Source organism: Roseovarius sp., from assembly GCF_965277045.1.
Classification (GTDB): Bacteria; Pseudomonadota; Alphaproteobacteria; order Rhodobacterales; family Rhodobacteraceae; genus Roseovarius.
The window spans coordinates 1,460,338-1,482,693 of record NZ_OZ255712.1; the positions used below are offsets into that span (position 1 = coordinate 1,460,338).

The 22,356-nt window shown below is 65.1% G+C and carries 21 protein-coding genes and 1 pseudogene; 7 read left to right on the forward strand and 15 right to left on the reverse strand.

Going from position 1 to position 22,356, the window contains the following annotated elements; translation table 11 throughout:
- The first annotated feature begins 3 nt into the window (after positions 1 to 3).
- Positions 4 to 426: a PaaI family thioesterase gene (locus ACQY4V_RS07175; protein ID WP_428516163.1), complete on the forward strand. Its 423-nt coding sequence runs from the start codon at positions 4 to 6 to the stop codon at positions 424 to 426.
- A gap of 54 nt (positions 427 to 480) precedes the next feature.
- Here the strand turns inward: ACQY4V_RS07175 and ACQY4V_RS07180 are convergent, their stop codons facing one another.
- Complete coding sequence (locus tag ACQY4V_RS07180; RefSeq protein WP_222450204.1) at positions 481 to 714, reverse strand: DUF1127 domain-containing protein; 234 nt, start codon at positions 712 to 714, stop codon at positions 481 to 483.
- Positions 715 to 814: 100 nt separating this feature from the next.
- Between ACQY4V_RS07180 and ACQY4V_RS07185 the strand changes: the two genes are divergently transcribed.
- The gene (locus ACQY4V_RS07185; protein ID WP_428516164.1) at positions 815 to 2,224 is read left to right on the forward strand and encodes a PLP-dependent aminotransferase family protein; all 1,410 of its coding nucleotides are present in this window, start codon (positions 815 to 817) and stop codon (positions 2,222 to 2,224) included.
- Positions 2,225 to 2,231: 7 nt separating this feature from the next.
- Here ACQY4V_RS07185 and ACQY4V_RS07190 read toward each other — a convergent pair whose 3' ends face one another.
- Positions 2,232 to 3,290, reverse strand: a complete 1,059-nt coding sequence (locus ACQY4V_RS07190; RefSeq protein WP_428516165.1) for a hypothetical protein — start codon at positions 3,288 to 3,290, stop codon at positions 2,232 to 2,234.
- Complete coding sequence (locus tag ACQY4V_RS07195) at positions 3,290 to 3,613, reverse strand: hypothetical protein (protein ID WP_428516166.1); 324 nt, start codon at positions 3,611 to 3,613, stop codon at positions 3,290 to 3,292. The genes ACQY4V_RS07190 and ACQY4V_RS07195 overlap by 1 nt, the downstream gene beginning before the upstream one ends.
- 138 nt (positions 3,614 to 3,751) lie before the next feature.
- On the opposite strand from ACQY4V_RS07195, the gene rplM reads away from it, so the two are divergent.
- Entirely contained in the window at positions 3,752 to 4,210 is a 459-nt protein-coding gene (rplM, locus tag ACQY4V_RS07200) for a 50S ribosomal protein L13 (RefSeq protein ID WP_428516167.1), read from the forward strand.
- 5 nt (positions 4,211 to 4,215) lie between these two features.
- Positions 4,216 to 4,713, forward strand: coding sequence for a 30S ribosomal protein S9 (gene rpsI / locus ACQY4V_RS07205; protein ID WP_057789222.1), 498 nt, complete (start codon positions 4,216 to 4,218; stop codon positions 4,711 to 4,713).
- Between the two features lie 289 nt (positions 4,714 to 5,002).
- Here the strand turns inward: rpsI and ACQY4V_RS07210 are convergent.
- Positions 5,003 to 5,137: pseudogene (locus ACQY4V_RS07210) on the reverse strand (TetR/AcrR family transcriptional regulator); the annotation flags it as partial.
- Between the two features lie 14 nt (positions 5,138 to 5,151).
- Between ACQY4V_RS07210 and ACQY4V_RS07215 the strand changes: the two are divergent.
- Entirely contained in the window at positions 5,152 to 7,227 is a 2,076-nt protein-coding gene (locus tag ACQY4V_RS07215) for an acyltransferase family protein (protein WP_428516168.1), read from the forward strand.
- Positions 7,228 to 7,254: 27 nt separating this feature from the next.
- Here ACQY4V_RS07215 and ACQY4V_RS07220 read toward each other — a convergent pair whose 3' ends face one another.
- From ACQY4V_RS07220 to guaA, 9 genes are all read right to left on the reverse strand, one after another.
- Entirely contained in the window at positions 7,255 to 7,869 is a 615-nt protein-coding gene (locus ACQY4V_RS07220) for a TetR/AcrR family transcriptional regulator (RefSeq protein WP_222450211.1), read from the reverse strand.
- Positions 7,862 to 8,731, reverse strand: coding sequence for a polyphosphate kinase 2 (gene ppk2 / locus ACQY4V_RS07225; protein ID WP_428516169.1), 870 nt, complete (start codon positions 8,729 to 8,731; stop codon positions 7,862 to 7,864). The genes ACQY4V_RS07220 and ppk2 overlap by 8 nt, the downstream gene beginning before the upstream one ends.
- A 46-nt stretch (positions 8,732 to 8,777) precedes the next feature.
- Positions 8,778 to 9,752 carry an alpha/beta fold hydrolase gene (locus tag ACQY4V_RS07230; RefSeq protein WP_428516170.1) on the reverse strand — a complete coding sequence of 325 codons (975 nt, stop codon included), beginning with the start codon at positions 9,750 to 9,752 and terminating at the stop codon, positions 8,778 to 8,780.
- Positions 9,753 to 9,774: 22 nt separating this feature from the next.
- A complete protein-coding gene (gene metA / locus ACQY4V_RS07235) occupies positions 9,775 to 10,710 on the reverse strand; it encodes a homoserine O-acetyltransferase MetA (protein ID WP_428516171.1) in 936 nt (311 codons plus the stop codon).
- Between the two features lie 39 nt (positions 10,711 to 10,749).
- The gene (locus tag ACQY4V_RS07240; RefSeq protein WP_428516172.1) at positions 10,750 to 11,610 is read right to left on the reverse strand and encodes an ATPase; all 861 of its coding nucleotides are present in this window, start codon (positions 11,608 to 11,610) and stop codon (positions 10,750 to 10,752) included.
- Positions 11,611 to 11,743: 133 nt separating this feature from the next.
- Positions 11,744 to 12,865, reverse strand: coding sequence for an OmpP1/FadL family transporter (locus tag ACQY4V_RS07245; protein ID WP_428516173.1), 1,122 nt, complete (start codon positions 12,863 to 12,865; stop codon positions 11,744 to 11,746).
- 141 nt (positions 12,866 to 13,006) lie between these two features.
- Complete coding sequence (locus ACQY4V_RS07250; RefSeq protein WP_428516174.1) at positions 13,007 to 13,903, reverse strand: DMT family transporter; 897 nt, start codon at positions 13,901 to 13,903, stop codon at positions 13,007 to 13,009.
- A gap of 151 nt (positions 13,904 to 14,054) precedes the next feature.
- Complete coding sequence (locus tag ACQY4V_RS07255) at positions 14,055 to 16,070, reverse strand: acyltransferase family protein (RefSeq protein WP_428516175.1); 2,016 nt, start codon at positions 16,068 to 16,070, stop codon at positions 14,055 to 14,057.
- 48 nt (positions 16,071 to 16,118) lie between these two features.
- A complete protein-coding gene (guaA, locus tag ACQY4V_RS07260) occupies positions 16,119 to 17,690 on the reverse strand; it encodes a glutamine-hydrolyzing GMP synthase (protein WP_428516176.1) in 1,572 nt (523 codons plus the stop codon).
- Positions 17,691 to 18,183: 493 nt separating this feature from the next.
- Here guaA and ACQY4V_RS07265 point away from each other — a divergent pair, with 493 nt between their 5' ends.
- Entirely contained in the window at positions 18,184 to 19,728 is a 1,545-nt protein-coding gene (locus tag ACQY4V_RS07265; protein WP_428516177.1) for a trimethylamine methyltransferase family protein, read from the forward strand.
- 4 nt (positions 19,729 to 19,732) lie between these two features.
- On the opposite strand, the gene ACQY4V_RS07270 is transcribed toward ACQY4V_RS07265, so the two are convergent.
- The gene (locus ACQY4V_RS07270) at positions 19,733 to 20,068 is read right to left on the reverse strand and encodes a DUF6477 family protein (protein ID WP_428516178.1); all 336 of its coding nucleotides are present in this window, start codon (positions 20,066 to 20,068) and stop codon (positions 19,733 to 19,735) included.
- A gap of 252 nt (positions 20,069 to 20,320) precedes the next feature.
- Here ACQY4V_RS07270 and ACQY4V_RS07275 point away from each other — a divergent pair, with 252 nt between their 5' ends.
- Entirely contained in the window at positions 20,321 to 21,442 is a 1,122-nt protein-coding gene (locus ACQY4V_RS07275; RefSeq protein WP_428516179.1) for a DUF6456 domain-containing protein, read from the forward strand.
- 12 nt (positions 21,443 to 21,454) lie between these two features.
- Here the strand turns inward: ACQY4V_RS07275 and ACQY4V_RS07280 are convergent, their stop codons facing one another.
- Positions 21,455 to 22,180 (reverse strand): VIT1/CCC1 transporter family protein, encoded by a 726-nt coding sequence (locus ACQY4V_RS07280; RefSeq protein WP_428516180.1) that lies wholly within the window; start codon positions 22,178 to 22,180, stop codon positions 21,455 to 21,457.
- Positions 22,181 to 22,356 lie beyond the last annotated feature (176 nt).

A 22,356-nucleotide genomic window follows, 5' to 3' on the forward strand; every position in this document is an offset into this window, starting at 1 on the left:
AGCATGGCCCTGAAACTGAATGCAACCGATCTGATGGCCTATATCGACGAGGTCTTTCCGCAGGTGAAGGGCGACTTCACCATCGACAGCCTGGAGGAAATGGCGCTGCGCGTGCGCCTGAACGTCGACGACCGCCACCTGCGCCCCGGCGGAACGGTGTCGGGACCGTCGATTTTTGCGCTGGCCGACGTGGCGGTCTACATGGCAGTGCTCAGCATGACCGGACGCGAGGCGCTTGCGGTCACCACCAGTTGTTCCATTGACTTCATGCGCAAGCCGGCCGCCAACACGGACCTTATTGCGGACTGCCGCCTGCTGAAACTGGGCCGCGTGCTGGCCGTGGGGGACGTGCTGATCTTCTCGGACGGGATGGACCAGCCGGTGGCGAGGGCCAGCCTGACCTATTCCATTCCGCCCAAGGCATGAAAAAAGGGCCGGGAAAATCCCGGCCCAGGTGGAAGAGATCCGTATCGGGGACGATTACGGCCTCCAAAAGGGTTTGCGCGCTTCCATGTCGGCCTCGCGCGGGGTCAGGCCGATATCACGCAGCATGTGGTCGTCCAGCTGCGACAGGCGCACCCGGGTTTTTCGGCGTTGTGTCCACAGGACATAGGCCCAGGCCAGCTGTACCGCGATCAGCGACAGGGCGGGCAGGGTGGTGCGGGCCGAAAGCCCCTCGAGTGCCGTGCGGTCGATGCGGGTGAAACTGGTCATGGCGTGTCCTTTCCTGATAAATTGTATTGACACAATATTGTGTGATTGCCACAATTAAGGGATACATTGCGCAATTGTTCGAATCCACGGAAATATTGTCATGGGTACAAATTGGCAGCCCGAGCTGACGGAAACCGCCGCGCCGAAATACAAGGCGCTGATGCAGGCGATCCGCACCGGGATCGACGACCGGACCCTCGAGCCGGGGGACAAGCTGCCGCCCGTGCGTGACCTGGCCTGGCGTCTGGGCATGACGCCGGGCACCGTGGCGCGGGCCTATTCGGGGCTGACGGACGATGGCACGCTGGTGGCCGAGGTCGGGCGCGGCACTTTCGTGGCCAGCCCCAAACCCATCCCCCAGGACCTGTTCCCGATCGAGGCCGACACCGTCGAGCACAATTCCGAGGACGACGTCTATGCGGTCAACATGATCTCGCCGCATCTGCCCAGCGTGGGGCAGGCGGGGCTGATCCGTCAGCTTCTGGCGCAGATCGCCGAGGATCCACCCTCGGGCGTCATGCACTATCCCAGCCGCCGCAACATGCAACCGGCCCGCGCCGCCGCGGCGCTGTACCTCAGCCGGGCACCGCTGGGGCGCTTCACCCAAGAGGACGTGGTGCTGACCCATGGCGGCCAGAACGCGATCACCCTGATCATGCAGACGGTTCTTTGCGGGCGTCGGCCCACGGTTCTGGTCGAGGAGCTGTGCTATCCCGGCTTTCGCCGCGCCGCCGACCTGATGCGGGCCGAGGTGATCCCGGTGGCGATGGATGCCCACGGCCTGCGCCCCGACGCGCTGGAGGCGGCGGCGAAAGGCCACCAGGCGCAGATGATCATGACCTCGGCCGAGGTGCACAACCCCACCTGTGTCTTCACACCCGCCGCGCGCCGCGACGAGATCGTCGAGGTCGCCCGTCGCTGCGACCTGCAGATCCTGGAAGACGACTGCTACCGCATCGGCCCGTCCCAGGCCCCGGCCTACCGGATGCTGGCGCCCGAACGCGGCTGGTACGTGGCGTCCTTGTCGAAATCCCTGACGCCGGCGCTGCGCGTGGGCTTCGCCCTGGCGCCCAAGGAGCAGTCCGTGGCGCTGCGCCGCGCGGCGGAATCGTCGTTCTTCGGGTTGGCCACGCCGATCGCGGACCTCGTGGCGGCGCTTCTGACGCATGACCGGCTCGAGGACCTCATGGAAGCGGTGCGCAGCCAGTCGGGCGACTACATCCAGGCCGCGCTGAACGTGCTGGGCGGGTATGACGTGAAATGGCGCCGCGACGTGCCGTTCCTGTGGCTGACCCTGCCGCCGGGCTGGCGCACGTCCGCCTTTTGCCAGGCGGCGGCAGAGCAGGGCGTGCAGGTCCGCTCGGCCGAGGATTTCGCCAGCCGCGACGCGGCCTCGCCCCACGCGGTGCGCATGGCCGTCAACGCCGGCGTCAGCCTGGCCAGTTTCGAGGCCGCGATGCAGCGCCTGCGCCGCCTTCTTGACAACCCGCCCGAAGGCATCGGCGTCTGAAAAGGGCCTAGAGCAGCCCGCCCGCGCCCCAGGCGAGGCCGACCCCGATCACCAGGGCGCTGAGGGCAGCGGCATAGCCCATCAGCTTCAGCTTCGACAGGGGCCGCTCGCCGAAGGTGCGCCCGTCGATGCCCGACACCACGACCTTCCGCGCCTCGTCGTCATAGACATAGTGCAGGATCCACACCGGTAGCAGGATGCGCCGGTAATGGATGCCCGTCGTGTCGGTGCGATAGCGGATGTCATGCACCCCGCGCTTGTTGATATGCGCCTTGATCCGGTTGCGGATCAACAGGCGCTTGTCCGACTTGTTCGCCTCCAGCCCCTCGGCCACGGTCTGGTGGTGCCGCTCGGCCGCGAACCCGGCGAGGTAGCCCGCGCGGTAGGGGCGCAGGCGGTCAGGATAGAACTCGTGCAGGATGCCGTCCCGGATCAGAGGCGTGACATGCGTCGAGGCCGGGACCAGCAGGTCGTCGAAGTCGATCGTCATCGCCCCGTCGATGGAATGCGTGCGCCGGTTGTCGCCCGACCCGGTGGTATACTTGGCCCAGTAACGCAGCGCTTCCTTGCTGTCGAAGGTCCAGAAAGGGGCGTAAAGGCCGCTGAAATGCCCGTCTTCGACCTGTGCCCACAGGTCCGACGGCGCGGCGATCCGGGCCCGGACCCAGTCGCGGGCGTTGGCTTCCGCGCGCTCCAGCGTCACCCGGAAAGGGATCAGCGCCATGGTGTCGAACCCCATGTCGGGTTGGGCCAGCACCACCGGCCCGTCGCAATAGGGGCAGCGCTCGGACAGGGCAGGGCCCGTGAAGATCACGTGTCCACCGCATGTCTGACAGCCGTGCTCCATCAGATCGGGGCGGCTTTTCGGCTCTTCGGCGGGCACGTCCGGGTCATAGCCGAACTCGGTCCGCGCCAGGTGGTCGTCGGGCGCATCGAGCGACCGCACGTCCCCGCAACTGTCGCAGCGCAGGCCCTTGGCCTCGGCGCTGTAGCGGCATTGGCCGGCGCAGTTGGGGCACTGCAGCGCGGTCTGGGTCGCCTGCGCACCGGGAACCGGGCCCGCCATCAGTCGCTATCCGCGAGCGCCGCCGCGATCTCCAGCAGAATGCGCAGCCGCAGCCAGGCGCGGTCCATGGCGCCGGCCAGGTCTTCGGTCGACCACCAGTCGCCGATCACCGTGGCCACGAACCACACCGCCATGGCCCAGAACGCCACCAGGGACCAGCCCGCGATGCCGCGGATGAATCCGGCCGATCCGTGCTTCAGCTCGTGCTTGGCCTCGTAGACCTTGATGATCTTGGCCACCTGCGCCATGCCAAGCGCCGTGGACAGCGCCAGAAGCAGCAGCGCAGCGAGCGGCGGGCCGGGGTTGTGAATCAGGCTTTCCATGTGGGGTAAAATAATACCTAAATAACAAGTCTTTGTTTTTGAATGGAAATAACGCGCATTTCCCGCTTGAACTGTGCACCGGAGCCTATATAACCCCGCAATCCGAATTATGACCCTCTGACCTTTGGGGACAAGACCATGAAAACCTTTTCTGCAACACCGGCAGATATCGACAAGAAGTGGATCGTGATCGACGCCGACGGCATCGTTCTGGGCCGCCTTGCATCGATCGTCGCCACGCGCCTGCGTGGCAAGCACAAGCCCAGCTTCACACCGAGCCAGGACATGGGTGACAACGTCATCGTCATCAATGCCGACAAGGTGCAGCTGACCGGCAAGAAGCGCGACAAGCCCAACTACTGGCACACCGGCCACCCGGGCGGCATCAAGTCGCGCACCACGGCGGAGATCCTGGAAGGGGCGTATCCCGAGCGCGTCGTCATGCAGGCCGTCAAGCGCATGCTGCCGTCGAACCGCCTTGCACGCCGCCAGATGACCAATCTGCGCGTCTACGCCGGCACCGAGCATCCGCACGAGGCGCAAAGCCCCGAAGTGCTGGATGTGAAATCCATGAACAAGAAAAACACGCGGGTGTAAGAGACATGGCTGACGAAATCAAAACACTCGACGGTCTCGAAGCAGCCGTCACCGATGATATCGGCGGTGTCCAGGGCACGCCCGAGGAAGCGCCGCGCGAGCCTGTCCGCGACGACCTGGGCCGCTCCTACGCCACCGGCAAGCGCAAGGACGCGGTCGCCCGCGTCTGGATCAAGCCCGGCTCGGGCAAGGTCTCGGTCAACGGCAAGGAAATGAACAAGTACTTCGCGCGCCCGGTGCTGCAGATGATCCTGCGCCAGCCGTTCACGGTGGCCGGTGTCGAAGACCAGTTCGACGTTCAGGCCACCGTCAAGGGCGGCGGTCTGTCGGGCCAGGCCGGTGCGGTCAAGCACGGCATCTCCAAGGCGCTGCAGCTTTACGATCCCAGCTTGCGCGGTGCGCTGAAAGCGGCAGGCTTCCTGACCCGCGACAGCCGCGTCGTCGAGCGTAAGAAATACGGCCGCGCCAAGGCCCGCAAGAGCTTCCAGTTCTCCAAGCGTTAAGCCTTGGGTTCAGAATTTCGGAAAGGGCCGTCCGGTGGGGCGGCCCTTTTCTTTGCCGGCAGGCGCGCAGGTCATCCCGGATCTGATCCGGGATCTCCGAGCCAGAGAGATCCTCGGGTCAAGCCCGAGGATGACCGGCGCGCGGGGCCGGCCCCAAACACAAGGTCGATTGGGGACCAGCCCCCAAACACAGCGTCGATTGGAGACCAGCCCCCAAACACAGGTTGGATTTGGGGCCAGCCCCCAAACCCCCGGGATATTTAGAGCCAGAGGAAGAGCGGGGCGGTGCCTACTGGTCCGGCGGCAACAGGCCCAGGCCGCGCAGGTAGATGCCGATGCCGGATTCCAGCAGGTCCTCGGGCGGGAAGGGGCTTTGCGTGCCGGGCGAGTTGAGGGCGATTAGCGCGACCACACCGTGCGAAAGCGTGGACCCCGCGGGTGCCGCGCTTTTTTCTTGCAACTCAGCCCTTTATCGGGTTCACGGATGGCACGAAATTCTCGGGGCAGTCGGGTGTGAAATACAGGCGTGAAATCGACGGTCTCAGGGCGGTTGCCGTGCTGCCGGTCATCCTCTTTCACGCGGGCTTTACCGCGTTCGGCGGCGGCTATATCGGCGTCGACATCTTTTTCGTCATCTCCGGCTACCTGATCACCACGATCCTGATTGCCGACCGAGAGGCCGGCACCTACAGCCTGTGGCGGTTCTACGAGCGGCGCGCGCGGCGCATCCTGCCCGCGCTGTTCCTTGTCCTGGCCTGCTGCGTGCCCTTCGCGTGGATGTGGATCCCGCCCGACCCGCTGGAGGATTTCGCACGCAGCCTGGCCTTCACCGTTCTCTTCATCTCGAACGTCCATTTTCTGGAACATTCGGGGTATTTCGACGTCTCGGCCGACCTGCGTCCGCTGCTGCACACCTGGAGCCTCGCGGTCGAGGAACAGTTCTATATCCTGTTTCCGGCGCTACTCTGGGCGTTGGGCCGCTTTCGGCGCGGCAAGCATGTGGCGGTCTTCGCGCTTTGCGCCGTGGCATCCATCGCGCTGGCCATCTGGGGCGCGTGGAACCTGCCGGCCGAGAATTTCTTCTTCACGCCGTCCCGGCTGTGGGAATTGCTGGCCGGCTCGATCTGTGCCGCGCTTTTGCTGAACCGCCCGCAGATGCGGAACGAGGCGCTGGCGGCCGTCGGGCTTGCGCTGATCGTGGGCAGTGTCTTCTGGCTCGGCCCCGCCGATCCGTCGCCCTCGGCCTACACTCTGGTGCCGATTGCCGGGGCGATGCTGGTCATCCTCTTTGCCGCGCGCGAGACAGTGACGGCGCGGGTCCTGTCGTGGCGCCCCCTGGTCGGCATAGGGCTGATCAGCTATTCGCTTTACCTTTGGCATCAACCGATCCTGGCTTTTGCCCGCATCCGCGGCTGGACAGAGACGGTGCCGGGCCTGATCTGGGGCCTGATCGCGCTCTCCTTCGCGCTGGCGGTGCTGTCCTGGGCCTTTGTCGAACGCCCGTTCCGGCGCGCCGGATGGCTGCCGTCGCGCAAGGCCGTCTTCGGTGCGAGCCTTGGGGGCATCGTCGCCTTCGGCGCCATGGGGTTTACGGTTCTCGCGTTGAACGGCGTGCCGCAACGCCTGGATGGCAAGGCAGATCAGGCGTATGTCGACCTCTTCACGCCTAACCGACTTGTAAATCAGGGCGCCTCTTGCCCCGGCGGCGCGCCCGAGCGCCCCGGCGGTCTCTGCATGGTGCACGACAGCGACGTACCAAGCCCGATGATCGCGGTGCTGGGCGACAGTCATGCCGGCGCGATCCTGCCCGCCTTCAACGAAATCGCGGCCATGCGCGACATACGTGTGCTGCGCGGTGTCCGCGCCGCCTGTCCGCCCTTGCTGGGCGTCTATCTCGTCAACGGCGGCCTGTCGGCGCAAGAATGTCACGATGAGGTTCAGGCCTTTGCGGAAGACGCCGTGGCACGCGGGGTCGACATGGTATTCCTCGCCGCAAGGTGGAGCCTTTATGTCAAAGGCGACCTCACGCGCAAGCCGCGGCGGTTCATGATCTCGACCGATCCCGACAACCGCCGGCAAAGTGATGCGGAATGGTTCGCCAGCTTCGAGACCGGCCTGCGACAGACGATTTCCCACTACAGGGATGCCGGCATTCGTGTCGTGATCCTGGACCAGGTGCCGCAGCAGGTGGTCTTGCCGATCAACGTGCTCGGGCAGGCCATCCTGCGCGATCTGCCGGAGGCCGAGTTCGAGGCCGATATCGCGCGCAGTTTCATCGACACCCGGATGCATGACGAGCTGATGCGCGGCGCCCGCACGATCCTGGTGGATGTCGCGGAAGACCTGGGCGCGGACCTGATCTCGGTCAACGCGTTCTTCGAGCGTGAGGGGCGGTATGCCTGGCTGCTCGACCGCGCGCTTCTTTACACGGACGCGGATCATATCTCGGCCCCGGCGGCCCGCGCCGTGGCGCCCCTGCTGGACAAGGCGCTGTTCGGCGACGGGCGCATGTAGCGCGCGTCGCAGTCGCAAAAAGCACCGTCAGCTGTCCGGCGGCAACAGGCCCAGGCCGCGCAGGTAGATGCCGATGCCGGATTCCAGCAGGTCCTCGGGAGGGAAGGGGCTTTGGGTGCCGGGCGAGTTGCGGGCGAAAAGCTCCACCACGCCATGCGACAGCGCCCAGACATGAGCCGAGACCATCGCCGTGGGCGGGCGCTTGTCGGGCGGGATATGCGCCGAAAGCCCTTCGGCGGCCCGTTCCAGCACGGTGCGGGCGCGGCCCGACACGGCGGCGAGGTCGGCGTTGCGATTGACGGAAATGCCGCTTTCGAACATCGCGATATAGTGCCCGGGGTATTTGCGCGCGAAGGCCAGGTAGGCGCGCCCCGTGGCCGAAAACGCGCTCAGCGCCGTCTGGCCGGTGCCATAGGCGTATTCGATCACGTCCGCGAAGATCTCGTAGCCTTGCCGCGCGGCCTCGGCGATCAGATCCTCGCGTCCGCCGAAATGGCGATAGACCGCCGCCGGGGTCACGCCGGCCTGCTTGGCGGCCTCGGACAAAGTAAACCCCGTCGGCCCCTTCTCCTCGATCAGGGTCAGCGCGGCGTCCACCAGCGCCTGACGCAGGTTGCCGTGGTGATAGCCGCGCTTAGGCATCCCAGATCTCTGGCCCGCCGCAGACCGAGGCGTCAGGTTTGCCCAGCGATTTCGGCAGTTTGCGGGCATAGTCGATGTTCAGCAGGATATGCCGGATCGCCTCGACCCGGGCGCGACGCTTGTCGTCCGAGCGAACCACCGTCCAGGGCGCGTGGGTACTGTGCGAGCGCGCCAGCGTCTCGGAAATGGCCTCCGAATAGGCGTCCCATTTCTTCAGCCCCTCGACATCGATCCAGCTCAGCTTCCATTGCTTCAGCGGATCGCTCTCGCGCTTCATGAACCGGCGCAGCTGTTCGGCGCGGCCCACGTTCAGCCAGAACTTGAAAAGGTGAATGCCCTCGTCCGCCAGCATCTTCTCGAAATCCCCGACCTGGTGAAAGAAATGCTCGCGCTGCGCGTCGGTGCAAAAGCCGAAGACCTTTTCCACCACGCCGCGATTGTACCAGGAGCGGTCGAAGAACACCATTTCGCCGCCTGCGGGCAGGTGGTCGATATAGCGCTGGAAATACCATTGCGTGGCTTCCGTTTCGGACGGTTTGGGCAGCGCCACCACCCGCGCGCCGCGCGGATTCAGGTTCTCGCGGAAGCGCTTGATCGTGCCGCCCTTGCCGGCGGCATCCCGCCCCTCGAAGACGCAGACAACGCGCGCGCCGGTGTCCTTGACCCAGGCCTGCAGCTTCACCAGCTCGATCTGCAAGCGGTGCAGGTCCTGCTCGTACGCCTTGCGCGGCATCCGGTCCGAATGGGGGTAATCGGGCGACAGGATATCGCCCTTGTCGGCCCGTCGGAGGGCGTTGCGCAACTCCTCCGGGGCCTCGGATTTGAAATAGGTGCTGATCGCGCCGTCAAATGGCAGGTCCATGCAGCCACTCCCTTGATTTTAGGGCGACTATGGAATGTTAAGCGGCTTAACGCAATCCGGCGCGGGAGGCCGCGCGATCGATTGCCGCGACCGTCGCCTGGGGCCGCACGTGATGCGGCATGTGGCCCACGCCCTCCAGCACCGTGAGGTTGCCCCGGCGCAGCTGTTTCGACAGCGGGATCGAGTGGACGTCCAGCGGCACGGTGGTGTCCGCATCGCCATGCACGATCTCGACCGGCATCCGCAGCGTGTCGCGATACTGTTGCGACATCGCCACGATATGCGGGCGCAGGCCCAGCACCTGCTGACCATTGGCGCGCAAGGTCTCGCGCCGCAGGGTCAGGCCGGGGCCGAGATACTCGGAATACCCCTTGGGCGCGCGTTGCGGGGCGAATGTGCCCTCGATGCTGCGCTCGATCCGCTCCTCCGAGGCCAGCGCGGTGATCAGCGGCACCGCGGCCGCACCGCCCAGGGCCGTGCCGGTGACGTTGTAGAATGTGCCAAGCTCGCCCGGCCAGGGGTTCGACACGCCTGCCAGCAACACCAGCGCCGCGGTGTCCTGCGGCGCGTTCAGGCCCCAGGCCAGCGCCACGGCGCCGCCGAAACTGTGGCCCACCACCACCGGCCGCCGCACGCCGATCTGCGCCGCCGCCTTTTGCAACAGCGCCGCCTGTTCGCGCGGGCTTTCGCCCTCGGTGCTGCCGACACCGCCATATCCCGGCAGGCGCTCGGTATAGCCCAGACCGGGCCGGTCGAAGGCGATGACGCGGTAGCGCGGCGTCAGGCGTTTCGCCAGGTCAAACGTGAAATCCCGCAGGTTGCCGCCCGCGCCGTGGATCAGCACCACGTCCGGCCCCGACCCCTCGACCCAGACATGCACGCGGGTGCCATCGACCTCGACGAACCGGCCCAGCGGCGGATGGGTTTGCTCGGCGGTGCGTTCCTTGACGCCAGCCAGCCCCGCACAGCTTGACAACAGCGCCACGGCGCCAAGCGCCGCCCAGACCAGCCCGCGTTTCATCAGCCCTGCGCCCCTTCGATCGTTACCAGCGCGAACCTAGCCCGATCGCGTCCATATCAAAGGGGGTGGTCTGGTAAATCTCGTTGATCCAGTTGCCGTAGAGCAGGTGCGCATGGCTGCGCCAGCGGTTCTGCGGCGGGCGGCCTGGGTCATCGTCGGGATAGTAATTGCACGGCACGTTGATCGGCGTGCCCGCGTCGATGTCGCGGTCATATTCCTGTTTCAGCGTGTCGCTGTCATATTCCAGGTGGTTGAAGATATAGAGCGACCGCGCCGCGCTGTCCTGCACCAGGCAGGGGCCGACCTCGTCACTGTCCAGCAGTACCTCCAGCCCGTCCACCGCGTCGATCTCGTCGCGGCGCATCTCGGTCCAGCGGCTGACCGGGATCACGCAATCGTCGGAAAACCCGCGCAAGAAGGGCGAGGCGGGTGCCATGTTGCGATGCCGGAAACAGCCGAACGCCTTGGCGTCCAGCAGGTGCTTCTTCACCCCGTGGAAATGATTGATCATCGCCATCCCGCCCCAGCAGACGCCGAAGGTGGAATGCACATGGGTCGTCGTCCACTCGAAGACGCGGGTCAGCTCGTCCCAATAGGTGACGTCGCTGAACTCCAGGTGCTCGATCGGGGCGCCGGTGATGATCAGCCCGTCGAATTTCTCGCCCGTCGCCTCGACCTCGGTGAAGGGGCGATAGAAGCTCTCCATGTGATCCGCGGCGGTGTTCTTGGTGCGGTGCTCGGACATGCGGATGAGGCTCAGGTCGATCTGCAGCGGCGTAGCACCGATCAGGCGGGCGAACTGGTTCTCGGTCTGGATCTTCTTGGGCATCAGGTTCAGAAGGCCGATCCGCAAGGGCCGGATATCCTGCCGCGATGCCTGATCCTCGTCCATCACCATGACGCCCTCGCGGGTGAGGACGTCGAAGGCGGGCAGGCTGGAAGGGATCTTTATGGGCATGTGATAACCTGTTTGCGGCGGTCCGGCCTAGATAAAGATTTATGCCCGGCGCTCAAGGGCTGCGGCCACCAGCGCCTCGAACCCGTCGGCGGTTGTGACCTGCGAAACCTCGTCGTGATCCAGCGTGATGCCCCATTTCTCCATCGCCGCATAGCGCGGCGCGCGGTGGGCCAGCGCGCGGGCATAGGTCCAGCGGATGAAGTGATCGGGTTCAACTTCGCCTTCTTTGACATTGTTTTCGCTTAGGTATTCCGCCCACGCCGCAGCCAGGAACGCAGGCTGATAGCACATCGGCTTGGGCGCGCGGTCGAACCGGCGGATCAGCTCCTGCCGGTGGGCGTCATTTCCCTTCAGCCCGATCAAAAGACAGTGAGAGGCAAGCTCGGTCAGGATCGGGTCGTCCGGATCGTCACCATCGACCCATTCGCAGATCGACCCGCCGGTATCGCAGACGAAATGCGGATAGCCGTAAAGCCGCCCGGCGCGTTCGATGAAATGCCCGGTGTCCATCAGCGCGTTGATCTCCGCGCGCCGGAACTGCTCCTGCCGGGTGCGGTATTCGTCGATGGGCAGACCGCCCTTGTCAGGGTCGCCCGGTTTTCCCAGGTAGGTGGACACCGGCGACAGGTTGTCGAAGGTGATGTTCGAGCCGATATAGATCGAGTCGGATTTCAGCAGATCCCGCAGGAAGGGCACCTTCATCGCGTGCGCCTTGGCGTTGTCGGCGATCAGCTCGCCCATATAGCGCGTGCCGATCCGGTAATCGATGGAATAGTGAAACCACGTGCCCGCATCGCGCAGCATGTTGGACAGGTGCGTCTTGCCAAGCCCCGACATGCCGTAAAACAGCACCCGTTTGTGCGGCGCATCCCGCCATGCCTGCGCGGTCTTGTAAATCATGGTCGCGGCTCTCCTTTGAGCCGCTTTGGTAGCCAGCACCGCGCGGGGCGTCAAACCTCAAAGCGGTATGGCCAAAAGAAAAACCCCGCCGGAGTGGTCGGCGGGGTTTTCCGGATTTGTCCGATGGCGCGTCCTAGAACTTGAAGCCCACGGTCGTGCCGACGGCGATGGCGTCGCTGCCGGTAAACCCGGTGACCGAACTGTTGGCGCTGCCCACGTCGATATACCGGATGCCGGACGTGATCTTCCAAGACTCGGTTTCGTAGGTCGCGGCAAGCCCGTAGCTGACATAACCGTCTGTGCCCGAAAGGTTGCCGACGACGTCGCCGTTGTCCTTTTCATAGCCGATGATCGCCGCACCGCTCCAGTTCTCGCTGAACCGGCGGCCAAGACCCAGCTCGTAGGTCCAGATGTCGCTGGTGCCGCTGGCGATCGACGTGTTGACCGGCGCAGGCGTATAGGAAAAGAAGTCCGCCGGCTGCACGTTGAACGCCGTCCATTCACGCCACTTGATCGACCCGAACAGCAGCGTGTCGGGCGCGATCCCCGAGCGGGCGTGCAAGGTCACGGCCTGGGGGATTTCCACGTCGAACGGTGTGCCGTTGTTGTCACGGAACGAATGCTCGATCTTCGACTCGTAGGTCAGCGCAAAGCGCATGGCCAGTTCGGGCCGCTCATAGGCCGCACCAACCAGGTAGCCAAGCTGAAAGTCGTTATCGACGCTCAGCGTATAGGGGCCAGGGCCTCCGGCGGGGCCGGTCGCGGGCGAGATGACCACGATGTCACCCTTCAACCCCTGGTAGCGCACGCCACCATAGACGCTGATGTTGTCCACGACCTCGTACTTGGCCATGGCCGTGAACTGGATCGAAGACACGTCGGCGTTGGAGGCGCCGAAGAACGCGCCGGTGCCCGGGCCGGTATAGGGGCCCGTCCGATAGTTCACGGATGCGCCCACCGGCTCGTCGATGACAAAGGCCAGCGCCAGGCGGTCATTGTACTGGTGCTTGAATCCCAGGGCGTAGCTTTGATAGCTGTTTTGAATGTTGCCGGTCGGCAGTGCGCCGATGGCCGCGGCCTGTCCGATCGGCGGGCCGGACACGTTGGGGTGCACGGTCGCCACCGAGAATTGCAGGTAGTTCCTGCTCTCTTCGAACAGGATTTGCGATGGGTCACCGCGGCGTTCGATTCCGCCTGCTGAGGCGGCAGAGGCAGTTGCGGTGAGCGCGCAGGCTGCCAAAGCTAGATTTTTCATGAGTTCCTCTCCTCCAGAACATGACTTCACACTACTGTTACGTGTGAAAATCGGTCAATTTTTACGCGACGTCATGAAACGAGGAGCAGGGGTGCGGCATGCAAGAATGTCACAGCTATGGCCTGTTCCGAACCGGGCGGTTCAGCTTTTGCGGGTTTCCGACCACAGGTTGAGGTAATTCGCCCCGAAGATCAGTATGGCGCCCACGAACACATAGATGCTGACCGCCTCGCCGTAGACCAGCAGTCCGACGATGGCAATCACCGGCAGGCGCATGAAGTCGATCGGGCTGACCAGCGTGGCCGGGGCCAGCGACAGGGCCGAGGTGATGCAGAAATGCGCCGTCAGCCCGCAGATGCCGATGGCCACCAGCCACGGCAGGCTTTGGGCCGAGGGCAGGGCGATGTCGCCGTCGAAGCCGGCACAGATCAGCCCGAACACCGCCTGCATGACCGTCATGTAGAACAGGATGCAGGCCAGCGATTCCGTGCGCGTCAGCCGCTTGGCAAAGATGTATGTCCCGGCAAATCCGATGGCGCAGGCCGCCGCGGCCGCGGTGCCGATGTTCAGCGTCTCGGGCGTGGGCCGCGCCACGATCAGGATGCCGACAAAACCCAGCACGGCGGCGATGACCCGCATCCGCGTCATCCGTTCGCCCAGCATCAGCGGCGACAGGATCAGCACCCACAGGGGCGTGGTGAATTCCAGCGCGAAGACCTGCGCCAGCGGAATCATGGTGATGGCGAAGAACCACAGGTTCTGTCCGGTGAAATGAAAGATGTTGCGCAGAAGATGCGTGCCGGTCTTTCGCGTCGGCAACTCGTGCAGGCGACCCTGAACCAGCACGAACGCCATCACGACGGCCAGACCGACGAAGCTGCGAAACATCATGATTTCAAACGTATCCAGCTCGAAGCTCACCTGCCGCCCGGCGACGGCCATCAAGGTGAAGGACGCCACAGCCCCCAGCATGAAGACGCCCGCGCGCAGGACGGGCACCGCGGTCTCCCGCGGCGGGTTTTGCAGGTTGTCGGTCATCTGGTCCCCGGATCGGCTGAAGGATCATGCCGCGCAACGGGCCGGTCCGGCAGATGCCGGGGCCCGCTGGCGCTCACACTTTCTCTAAAGAGCCGCACGGCGCTTTCCAAGGGCAGAGTGCGGTTTTGGCGATGCGCTCGTCATTGAGCCTTCAGAAGGATCTTTCGACCCGGATGACCACGATCAGATCCGGTTTTTCCTCGACGGCCTCCAGATCGTCCGCCAGTCGCGGCAGGCGCTCGTTGTAATGCCCCTTGTGGTGAACCTCTCGGAAACTCGCCTCGATGAAGGGCTTGACCGACGAGGCAAAGGAATCCCCGATCACCCAGACCGTCATGTCCGACGGCGGATTCGAGTTCGTCACCACTTCGCGCAGGCCGAAGGAATCGGTGACCGTCGCGTCGGGAATGCCGCGGCGCTCAAGCTCGAAATCGCGCCGGAATTCGTAGAGCCAGTTGTCGCCGGGATGCAGCGGAAAGCGCTCCATCCCCGCGATCTCTATGATGTCGCCTCTCACTTCGGGACCGGGCACAAACGCCACCTCCGGCATCGGCAGCCCGAGCGCTTGCATCAACCCGTCCCAGGCAAGAAACGCGCCCTTGCTGTTCCAATGCGTGTCGGTGCGGAAATAGAGTTCGCCCTCGGTCTCCTTGTCCCGCAGGAACCCGGCGGTCGGGTCATGGAACGTCAGGTTCGGGACAGCGCCCAACGCCTGCACGAAGGCCCCGAAATACCGGCTGTCCGCGGGCGTCAGTTCCGGCGGCAGGTACTCGGGATAGACCGACGATTTGTTCGGGCCGACAAGCAGGGCGACGCGCGTGCCGGAGCGCGCCGCCGTCGCGGCGATGTCCGCGAAAAGCGCGCGTATCTCTTCCACCTCGTCGGGCGGCGGCGGGCTGTCGGATCGCAGCTTGGCCACCGTCCGTTCAAAGCTGTTGCCAAGGAAGAGCCAGTCGTCACGCCCCTCGAACCACCGGCTGGACGGCCCGATCCGGTGTTCCAGACCGCCCCGCAAGTACACAGTCCGGGCCGTGTGGGTGTCGCTGAAATCGGTCCGGCTGATCACGAACCCCGCCAGTCCGACCGCCACCATGACCGCCGCCAGCCACAGCGACCGCGCCGGTTCGCGGAATTTGCCAAAGCGGATCGGCCGCTCGATCAGGCGGTAGGTCAGCCAGGCCAGCAGGATAGCCAGGAGCACGCCCGCGATCCGCGCGTCCCGGTGCGGCACGTCGTCCTCTGCGATATGCAGGAACGACAGGACCGGCCAGTGCCAAAGGTAGAGCGGATAGCTGATCAGCCCGAACCAGACCGCGATGCGATTGGTGAAAAGCGGTGCGACACCCCACGCCTTGGCCCCGCCGAAGATCACCAGCACCGACCCCAGAACCGGCAGGATCGCCCACCAGGACGGAAAGGCGGCCGTCCGGTCGATCACCGCCACCGACACGACCAGCAGCACCAGGCCCAGACCGCCCGCCAGCTTTCGTACCGTCGCGCGGGCCAAGGGCCCGTCCCGGTGAACCGTGACCCACGCCAGAATGCTGCCGCTCAGGAGTTCCCAGAAGCGCCCGAACGGCCAGAAGAACGACTCGACCGGATGCGAGGTGGCATAGGCGACATTCACGACGAACGAGGCCGCGAACACGATCAGGGTCAGGATCAGCAGGCCGACCCGCAGCTTCCACGCCACCCAGAGCGCCAGCGGCCACAGGATATAGAACTGCTCCTCGACCGCGAGGCTCCACAGGTGCAGCATCGGCTTCAGCTCGGCCGCGGCGTCGAAATAGCCAGCCTCGGCAGCAAAGACGAAATTGCTGATGAACGCCGCGCCGCTGGCGACGTGCAGGCCAAGCTGGTTGAACTCGTCCGACAACAGGACCAGCCAGCCGAACAGCAGGCTGAGCGACATCACCACCAGAAGCGCGGGGAAAATACGCCGGATACGCCGTTGAAAGAAGTCGGAAAAGCTGAACGTGCCCTGGGCCAGCTTCTCGAAGATATGGCTGGTGATCAGAAAGCCGCTGATGACAAAGAAAACGTCGACCCCGACGAACCCGCCCGGCACCGCGTCAGGGAACGCATGAAAGGCCACGACGGACAGGACCGCGAAGGCCCGAAGGCCGTCGATTTCTCTGCGATAGCCGGTGTGATGCGGGGGCGTCATGAAGTTCAACGTGGCGTCATTGGGGGCGCGGCACCGAAAGGCAGGCGCCTATTCCCATTCGATGGTGCCCGGCGGCTTCGAGGTAATGTCATAGGTCACCCGGTTGATGCCTTCGACCTCGTTGATGATCCGCGTCGCGGTCTCGCCCAGGAAATCGTGGCTGAACGGGTAGTAATCGGCGGTCATGCCGTCGACACTCGTCACTGCGCGCAGCGCGCAGGCGTAATCATAGGTCCGCCCGTCGCCCATCACGCCCACGGTACGCACCGGCAAGATGGCGACGAAGGCCTGCCAGATCTCGTCGTAAAGGCCGTGCTTGCGGATCTGGTCGATGTAGACCGCATCGGCCTTGCGCAGGATCTCCAGCTTGTCGCGGGTGATCTCGCCGGGACAGCGGATGGCAAGGCCGGGGCCGGGGAAGGGGTGACGGCCGATGAAACTGTCGGGCAGGCCCAGCTCGCGGCCAAGCGCGCGCACCTCGTCTTTGAAAAGCTCGCGCAACGGCTCGACCAGCTTCAGCCCCATCTTCTCGGGCAGGCCGCCGACGTTGTGATGGCTCTTGATCGTCACACTGGGACCGCCGGAAAAGCTCACCGATTCAATGACATCCGGGTAAAGCGTGCCTTGCGCGAGAAAGGCCGCGCCCTCGATCTCGTCGGCGTATCTCTGGAACACGTCGATAAAGAGCTTGCCGATGATCTTGCGCTTGGTCTCGGGGTCGGACACGCCTTCCAGCTCGCCCAGGAACAGGTCCTGCTCCTGCGCGTGGATGACCCGCAAATTCATGTGGTCGCGGAACATGCCCACGACCTCCTCGCCCTCGTTGAGGCGCAGCAGGCCGTGATCGACGAAGACGCAAGTGAGGTTCTCGCCGATCGCCTCGTGGATGAGGGCCGCGGCCACCGAACTGTCCACGCCGCCCGAGAGCGCGCAGATGACTTTCGCATCGCCCACCTGCTCGCGGATCGCCTCGACCATCTCCTCGCGGTAGGCGGCCATGGTCCAGTCGCCCTTGAACCCGGCGCGCTTGACGAAATTCTCGTACAGCGTCTTGCCGTTGGGCGTGTGATGCACTTCCGGATGGAACTGCACCGCGTAGAAATCCCGCTCCAGGTCGGCGGTGATGGCAAAGGGCGCGTGCGGCGAGGTGCCGTAGACGGCAAAGCCGGGCGCCAGCTCGGCCACGTGGTCGCCATGGCTCATCCAGACCTGCTCGCGCGCGTCCAGGAACCAGCCCGCCAGCAGTTCGATCCGCTCTTCGCTGGGCGAGACCCAGGCGCGGCCGAACTCCGCCGTGCCGCCGCCGCCCGAGATCTTGCCGCCTTCGACGCGGCCGCCCAGGTCCTGCATCATCACCTGCTGGCCATAGCAGATGCCCAGGATCGGCACGCCCAGGTCATAGACCGATTGCGGCGGCCGGGGCGATCCCTCGCGCGTCACCGTATCGGGACCGCCAGAGAAGATCACCGCCTTGGGCGCGAACTCCTTCAGAAACTCGTCCGTGACCTTTTGAAAGGGATGGATTTCGCAGTAGACGCTCAATTCGCGCAGGCGGCGCGCGATCAGCTGCGTCACCTGGCTGCCGAAGTCGATGATGAGAAGGCGATCATGCTGGGTCATGCCAAGCCATTATGAAATGCGCCGGGCCGATGCAACAGGTTTGCGCGTGCTTGACCAAGCCGCGCGATCGACAGACCGCGGAATGGCGAAGCAACTGGCATTCATGGCACTTTATCGCAGCCAAATCCGGATATGGCCTGATCGAGGCGCTCACGTCACCCAATCGCCAGCCCTGGGGGCGGTCTGGCGATCGCGCGGCGGCCTTCGGCCTCGATTCCGCGCGCGACCATGAGGCGCTCCGGCATCCTCGGGCCTGACCGGAGGACCCCTCGGACCCGGAGATCCCGGATCAAGTCCGGGATGCCGCGCCGCCACCTCCCGTAGGGTGGGCGAGAGCCCACGCGCACCTGCCAATCGCTCCCATCGTCCACGCCGAATGTCGCTATAGACCGTGAAACGGCGCAAATCTCCCGCGACTCGGTCGCGTTAGCGGATATTTAAGGGCGCAGTCGCACTCTCTCATGGGTGCAAGTTCACGTTGGGGAACCAGAATATGGCCGAAGCAGCAACCCGCAGACGGGCCCGGGGCGGAGGCGGCGCAGCCCGCCGCGCGGAACGTACCGCCGTCAGCGTCGAAACCGCCAAATATATCGAGCGCAACATCCCGAATTACGAAATCCTCAACGAAGAGGCGCTCGAGATGATCGAGCACAATGCCGAAACCGTTCTGGAAGAGATCGGCGTCAATTTCGTCGAGAATCCGCGCGCTCTGAAAATGTGGAAGGATGCCGGCGCCGACGTGCAGGGCGAGCGGGTACACATCCCCCGCGGCCTCGCGCGCGAACTGATCAAGACCGCGCCGTCGCACTACACCCAGCACGCCCGCAACCCCGAGCGTAACGTCGTCGTCGGTGGCAACAGCCTGGTTTTCGCCCCGGTCTACGGCCCCCCCTTCGTGCGCGACGCCATGGGCGGCCGTCGCTATGCCACCATGGCCGATTTCGAGAAATTCGTGAAACTCGGCTACATGTCCAAGTGGCTGCACCACTCGGGCGGCACGGTGTGCGAACCCACCGACATCCCCGTCAACAAGCGTCACCTCGATATGCTGCGCGCCCATATGGTGCTGTCCGACAAACCCTTCATGGGCTCGGTGACCGAGCCTTCCCGCGCGCAGGACAGCGTGGACATGTGCGGCATCCTCTTCGGCGAGGACTTCGTGCAGCAGAACACGGTGATGACCTCGCTGATCAACATCAACTCTCCGCTCACCTTCGACGAGGTGATGATGGGCGCGATGGAGGTTTACGCCAAGAACAACCAGGCCTGCATCGTCTCGCCCTTCATCGTCGGCGGCGCGATGGCGCCGGTGACCGTGGCCGGCACCCTGACGCAGGTGATGGCCGAGGCGCTGGCGGGCGTCGCCTTCAACCAGCTTTGCAACCCCGGCGCACCCGTCATCATGGGGGCCTTCGTGACGTCGATCGACATGAACTCCGGCGCGCCCACGTTCGGGACGCCCGAGGCCGCGCACATCACCTATGGCGCGGGCCAACTCGCCCGCCGCCTGGGGCTGCCCTACCGGTCGGCGGGGTCGTTCAACGGCTCCAAGCTGCCCGACGCGCAGGCCGCGTATGAAACCGCCAACAGCCTCAACATGGGGCTTCTTTCGGGCGTCAACTTCATGCTGCATTCCTGCGGCTGGCTCGAAGGCGGGCTGGTGTCCTCGTTCGAGAAATTCGTCATGGATGCCGACCAGCTGGGCGTCTACCACCACCTCGCCAAGGGTATCTACACCGACGAGAACGGCCAGGCGATGGACGCCATCCGCGAGGTCGGACCGGGCGGGCATTACCTTGGCTGCGCCCACACCCAGGCCAACTTCAAGACCGCCTTCTGGCGCTCGGAAATGCTCGATTACAAGCCGTTCGAGCAATGGGCCGACGAGGGCGCGCAGGACACCATGTCGCTGGCCACCACCCGCGTCGAGAAGCAGCTGGCCAACTACCAGCAGCCCCATCTCGACCCCGGCGTGCTCGAAGCGCTCGACGCCTATGTGGCGGAAAAAAAGGCGTCCATGCCTGACGCCTTCGCCTGATCCCTCAAGACACCGGCGCGGGTGCCATGCCTTGCGCCGGTGTCGCGCCTTCGGGCACCATCGCCGCCCGGATCAGCCGGGCCTCTCCCATGATTGCGATCAATAGGTCCAGATGCCGTGCCACGGCGTATTCGGCGCTGCGCCGCCGCCGCGCTTCGTCGAGCGCGGCCTCGATCTCGATCAACAATTCCAGCGCCGCGCCGCTGTCGGGCAGCGGTTCGATGTCCAGCAGGCGCCCCAGGTGAATGTCGCGGCGATACTGCGCGGCGCCGATCCTGGCCGCCTTGATCAACAGGCGCGGGCGGGTCAGCGTATCGAGAAGGGCAAGCGCGTGGGTCATGGTGTCGGTCTCCTGTTCTGCGGAGCCCTCTGAGTGGCACGACTCGCCGGTGCGTTGCGTGAATCGCCGTTCCAGCGCACGCAGCCGTGGGCAATTGTTTACACTTGGGAAACCATTGTTGCCGAACGGAGTGAAAATTAACGAACTGGTAACCAAGTCACCCTTAGGTTGCATGTCGCTTGTGGAGAACTCTGTGGGCACTTTGGGGACAACTGATCCTGTCACAAGAGATCAGGCCAAGGAGGGAAACGGATGAGCATGGCTGGAGTGCCCGGGTCGACGCCCGGCAAAGATCTGTCTTGGGTGCCGATGGCGGCCATAACCTATCTGGCCCATACGGAGGGTGGCACGTCGATCCGGGCGCTGGCCCGGAAGCTCGGCTGTCACGCCTCGACCGTTTCCCGACAAGTGCGTGCGTTCGAGGCCTTGCGCGACGATCACCTCGTCGACGAGGCCCTGCGCCGCCTTGGTCCACAGGTCATGTCGCAGCCCGGTGCCGGTTCGTGCCTCAAGGAGACCCGCATGAACATGCTGCCGACCCCCGCCGATACCGTTACAACCCTCACCGAAACCCGATTGAACCGCGAGGCGCTGCGCGTTCTGCGCCGGCTTTGCGAGAAAGGCGCGGTCCTGGCCGTGGCCAGCGAAATGGACAAGGCCGTCGTGGTCCGCGAAACCGAAGCCGGCCAGAACCGCACTGCGGTCGTCGACCGCGACGTCGCCGAGGCGATGGCCCTGAAATGTTGGATCTGTTGCGACACGCCCGGCCGCGTGTCGCGCTATGCCATCACGTCGGCGGGACGATCCGCGCTTGGACAGCTGATGGCCCGGGCGGAGAACAGCGCCCAGGGCTTTGCCGAGACGCAGGCCGCCTTCCTGGGGCAGGATGCGCCGCTCTCGGAGGATGACGAGACCTTGGCCGAGGGCCGGCGCCGCCTCCGCCACGGCATCGGGGAGTCTCCCCTGATCCTGCTGTCGCGCCGCCGCGACCGCGACGGTAGCCGCTTTCTCGCGCCCGACCTTGTACGGGCCGGCGAACGCCTGCGTGAAGATTTCGAGATGGGCCACCTGGACGACACGCCCCGGACGGACTGGACCGACATTCTGACCGGCAAGACGCAGCCCGCGCCCGTCGGTCCGCCCGCCGCCAGCGCCCAGGCGGCCCAGGCGCGGGTGCTTGGCGCCCTGCGCGATCTGGGGCCGGGGCTTGCCGATGTGGCCCTGCGCTGCTGCTGTTTTCTCGAAGGGTTGGAAACCACCGAGAAAAAGCTCGGCTGGTCGGCGCGGTCGGGAAAGATCGTTCTGCGGATCGCGCTGCAACGGCTCAAGCGTCACTACGCCGAGCTGGGCGACAGCGCGGGGCTGATGGGGTAGGGGCCGCGCGCCTCAGCCGCCCACCAGCCAGCCGACGCCGAAGGCCGCCAGCGCACAGATCGTGCCCACCAGCAGCGTCTCGCCCACGCAGCGCCCCATATGTTCGCCGGTCGCGTTCCAGCGCAGCACCCCAAGCGCCATCAGCGCCGCTGCGGTTGCCGCAACCGACAGGACGAAGGTCGTCTGCGTGGCCTCCAGCACGAAATAGGGGAACAGGGGAATCGCCCCGAACAGAAGGAACGCGCCAAAGGTGAACAGCCCGCTCAGAACGGGGCTGTCCTCGTCGGGGTCCTGCATCCCGAATTCATAGGTCATCATCAGGTCAGCCATGATCTCGGGATGGCGCGACATGATCGTCGCCGCCGTGTCGGCCTCGCCCGCGGGCAGGCCACGCTGGCGCAGGATCTCGAACAGCTCCATCCGCTCGTGCTCCGGATCGGCGGCGATCTCGCGCAGCTCGCTGGTGCGCCGCGCCCGGTAAAGGTCATGCTGCGACCGAAGCGACAGGAATTCGCCCAGCCCCATGCTGATCGCATCGGCAAAGAGGTTGGCCAGACCGAAAACAAGGACCGCCACGCCGCCGATCTGCGCCACGCCCTCGGCCTGCGCGCCGGCGAATCCCGCCACGATGGCGAAGGTGGTCACGATCCCGTCATTGCCGCCATAGACGATCTGCTTCAGGTATTCCTGAGTCTGGCTCAGCCGATGCGCCTCGCGCCTGTGTCTCTGCCAATCCATCCTGCCCTCGCGTTCCGCCTCGGGCGGCAGCATAGACCGGCCCGGACCCCGCGCAAACGCTCGAAGTCCGCGGTGGCGCCGGCGCGAAGACCGGCCACGCCGGGACGCCAGGAGGTGGGCCACTCGTTAAGCGCGCACCCGCCATATGCATGACGGGTTTGCATCACTGGAACTTC

Bases quoted from the DNA above. Each gene is read 5' to 3' on its own strand.
- ACQY4V_RS07230 (WP_428516170.1), bottom strand. From the start codon at position 9,752: ATGAAACGCGGGCTGGTCTGGGCGGCGCTTGGCGCCGTGGCGCTGTTG.
- ACQY4V_RS07250 (WP_428516174.1), bottom strand. From the start codon at position 13,903: ATGACCGACAACCTGCAAAACCCGCCGCGGGAGACCGCGGTGCCCGTC.
- ACQY4V_RS07275 (WP_428516179.1), top strand. From the start codon at position 20,321: ATGAGCATGGCTGGAGTGCCCGGGTCGACGCCCGGCAAAGATCTGTCT.
- ACQY4V_RS07255 (WP_428516175.1), bottom strand. From the start codon at position 16,070: ATGACGCCCCCGCATCACACCGGCTATCGCAGAGAAATCGACGGCCTT.
- ACQY4V_RS07190 (WP_428516165.1), bottom strand. From the start codon at position 3,290: ATGGCGGGCCCGGTTCCCGGTGCGCAGGCGACCCAGACCGCGCTGCAG.
- ACQY4V_RS07245 (WP_428516173.1), bottom strand. From the start codon at position 12,865: ATGAAAAATCTAGCTTTGGCAGCCTGCGCGCTCACCGCAACTGCCTCT.
- ACQY4V_RS07270 (WP_428516178.1), bottom strand. From the start codon at position 20,068: ATGACCCACGCGCTTGCCCTTCTCGATACGCTGACCCGCCCGCGCCTG.
- ACQY4V_RS07240 (WP_428516172.1), bottom strand. From the start codon at position 11,610: ATGATTTACAAGACCGCGCAGGCATGGCGGGATGCGCCGCACAAACGG.
- ACQY4V_RS07180 (WP_222450204.1), bottom strand. From the start codon at position 714: ATGACCAGTTTCACCCGCATCGACCGCACGGCACTCGAGGGGCTTTCG.
- ACQY4V_RS07280 (WP_428516180.1), bottom strand. From the start codon at position 22,180: ATGGATTGGCAGAGACACAGGCGCGAGGCGCATCGGCTGAGCCAGACT.
- ACQY4V_RS07175 (WP_428516163.1), top strand. From the start codon at position 4: ATGGCCCTGAAACTGAATGCAACCGATCTGATGGCCTATATCGACGAG.
- ACQY4V_RS07220 (WP_222450211.1), bottom strand. From the start codon at position 7,869: ATGCCTAAGCGCGGCTATCACCACGGCAACCTGCGTCAGGCGCTGGTG.
- ACQY4V_RS07185 (WP_428516164.1), top strand. From the start codon at position 815: ATGGGTACAAATTGGCAGCCCGAGCTGACGGAAACCGCCGCGCCGAAA.
- guaA (WP_428516176.1), bottom strand. From the start codon at position 17,690: ATGACCCAGCATGATCGCCTTCTCATCATCGACTTCGGCAGCCAGGTG.
- ppk2 (WP_428516169.1), bottom strand. From the start codon at position 8,731: ATGGACCTGCCATTTGACGGCGCGATCAGCACCTATTTCAAATCCGAG.
- rplM (WP_428516167.1), top strand. From the start codon at position 3,752: ATGAAAACCTTTTCTGCAACACCGGCAGATATCGACAAGAAGTGGATC.
- metA (WP_428516171.1), bottom strand. From the start codon at position 10,710: ATGCCCATAAAGATCCCTTCCAGCCTGCCCGCCTTCGACGTCCTCACC.
- rpsI (WP_057789222.1), top strand. From the start codon at position 4,216: ATGGCTGACGAAATCAAAACACTCGACGGTCTCGAAGCAGCCGTCACC.
- ACQY4V_RS07195 (WP_428516166.1), bottom strand. From the start codon at position 3,613: ATGGAAAGCCTGATTCACAACCCCGGCCCGCCGCTCGCTGCGCTGCTG.
- ACQY4V_RS07265 (WP_428516177.1), top strand. From the start codon at position 18,184: ATGGCCGAAGCAGCAACCCGCAGACGGGCCCGGGGCGGAGGCGGCGCA.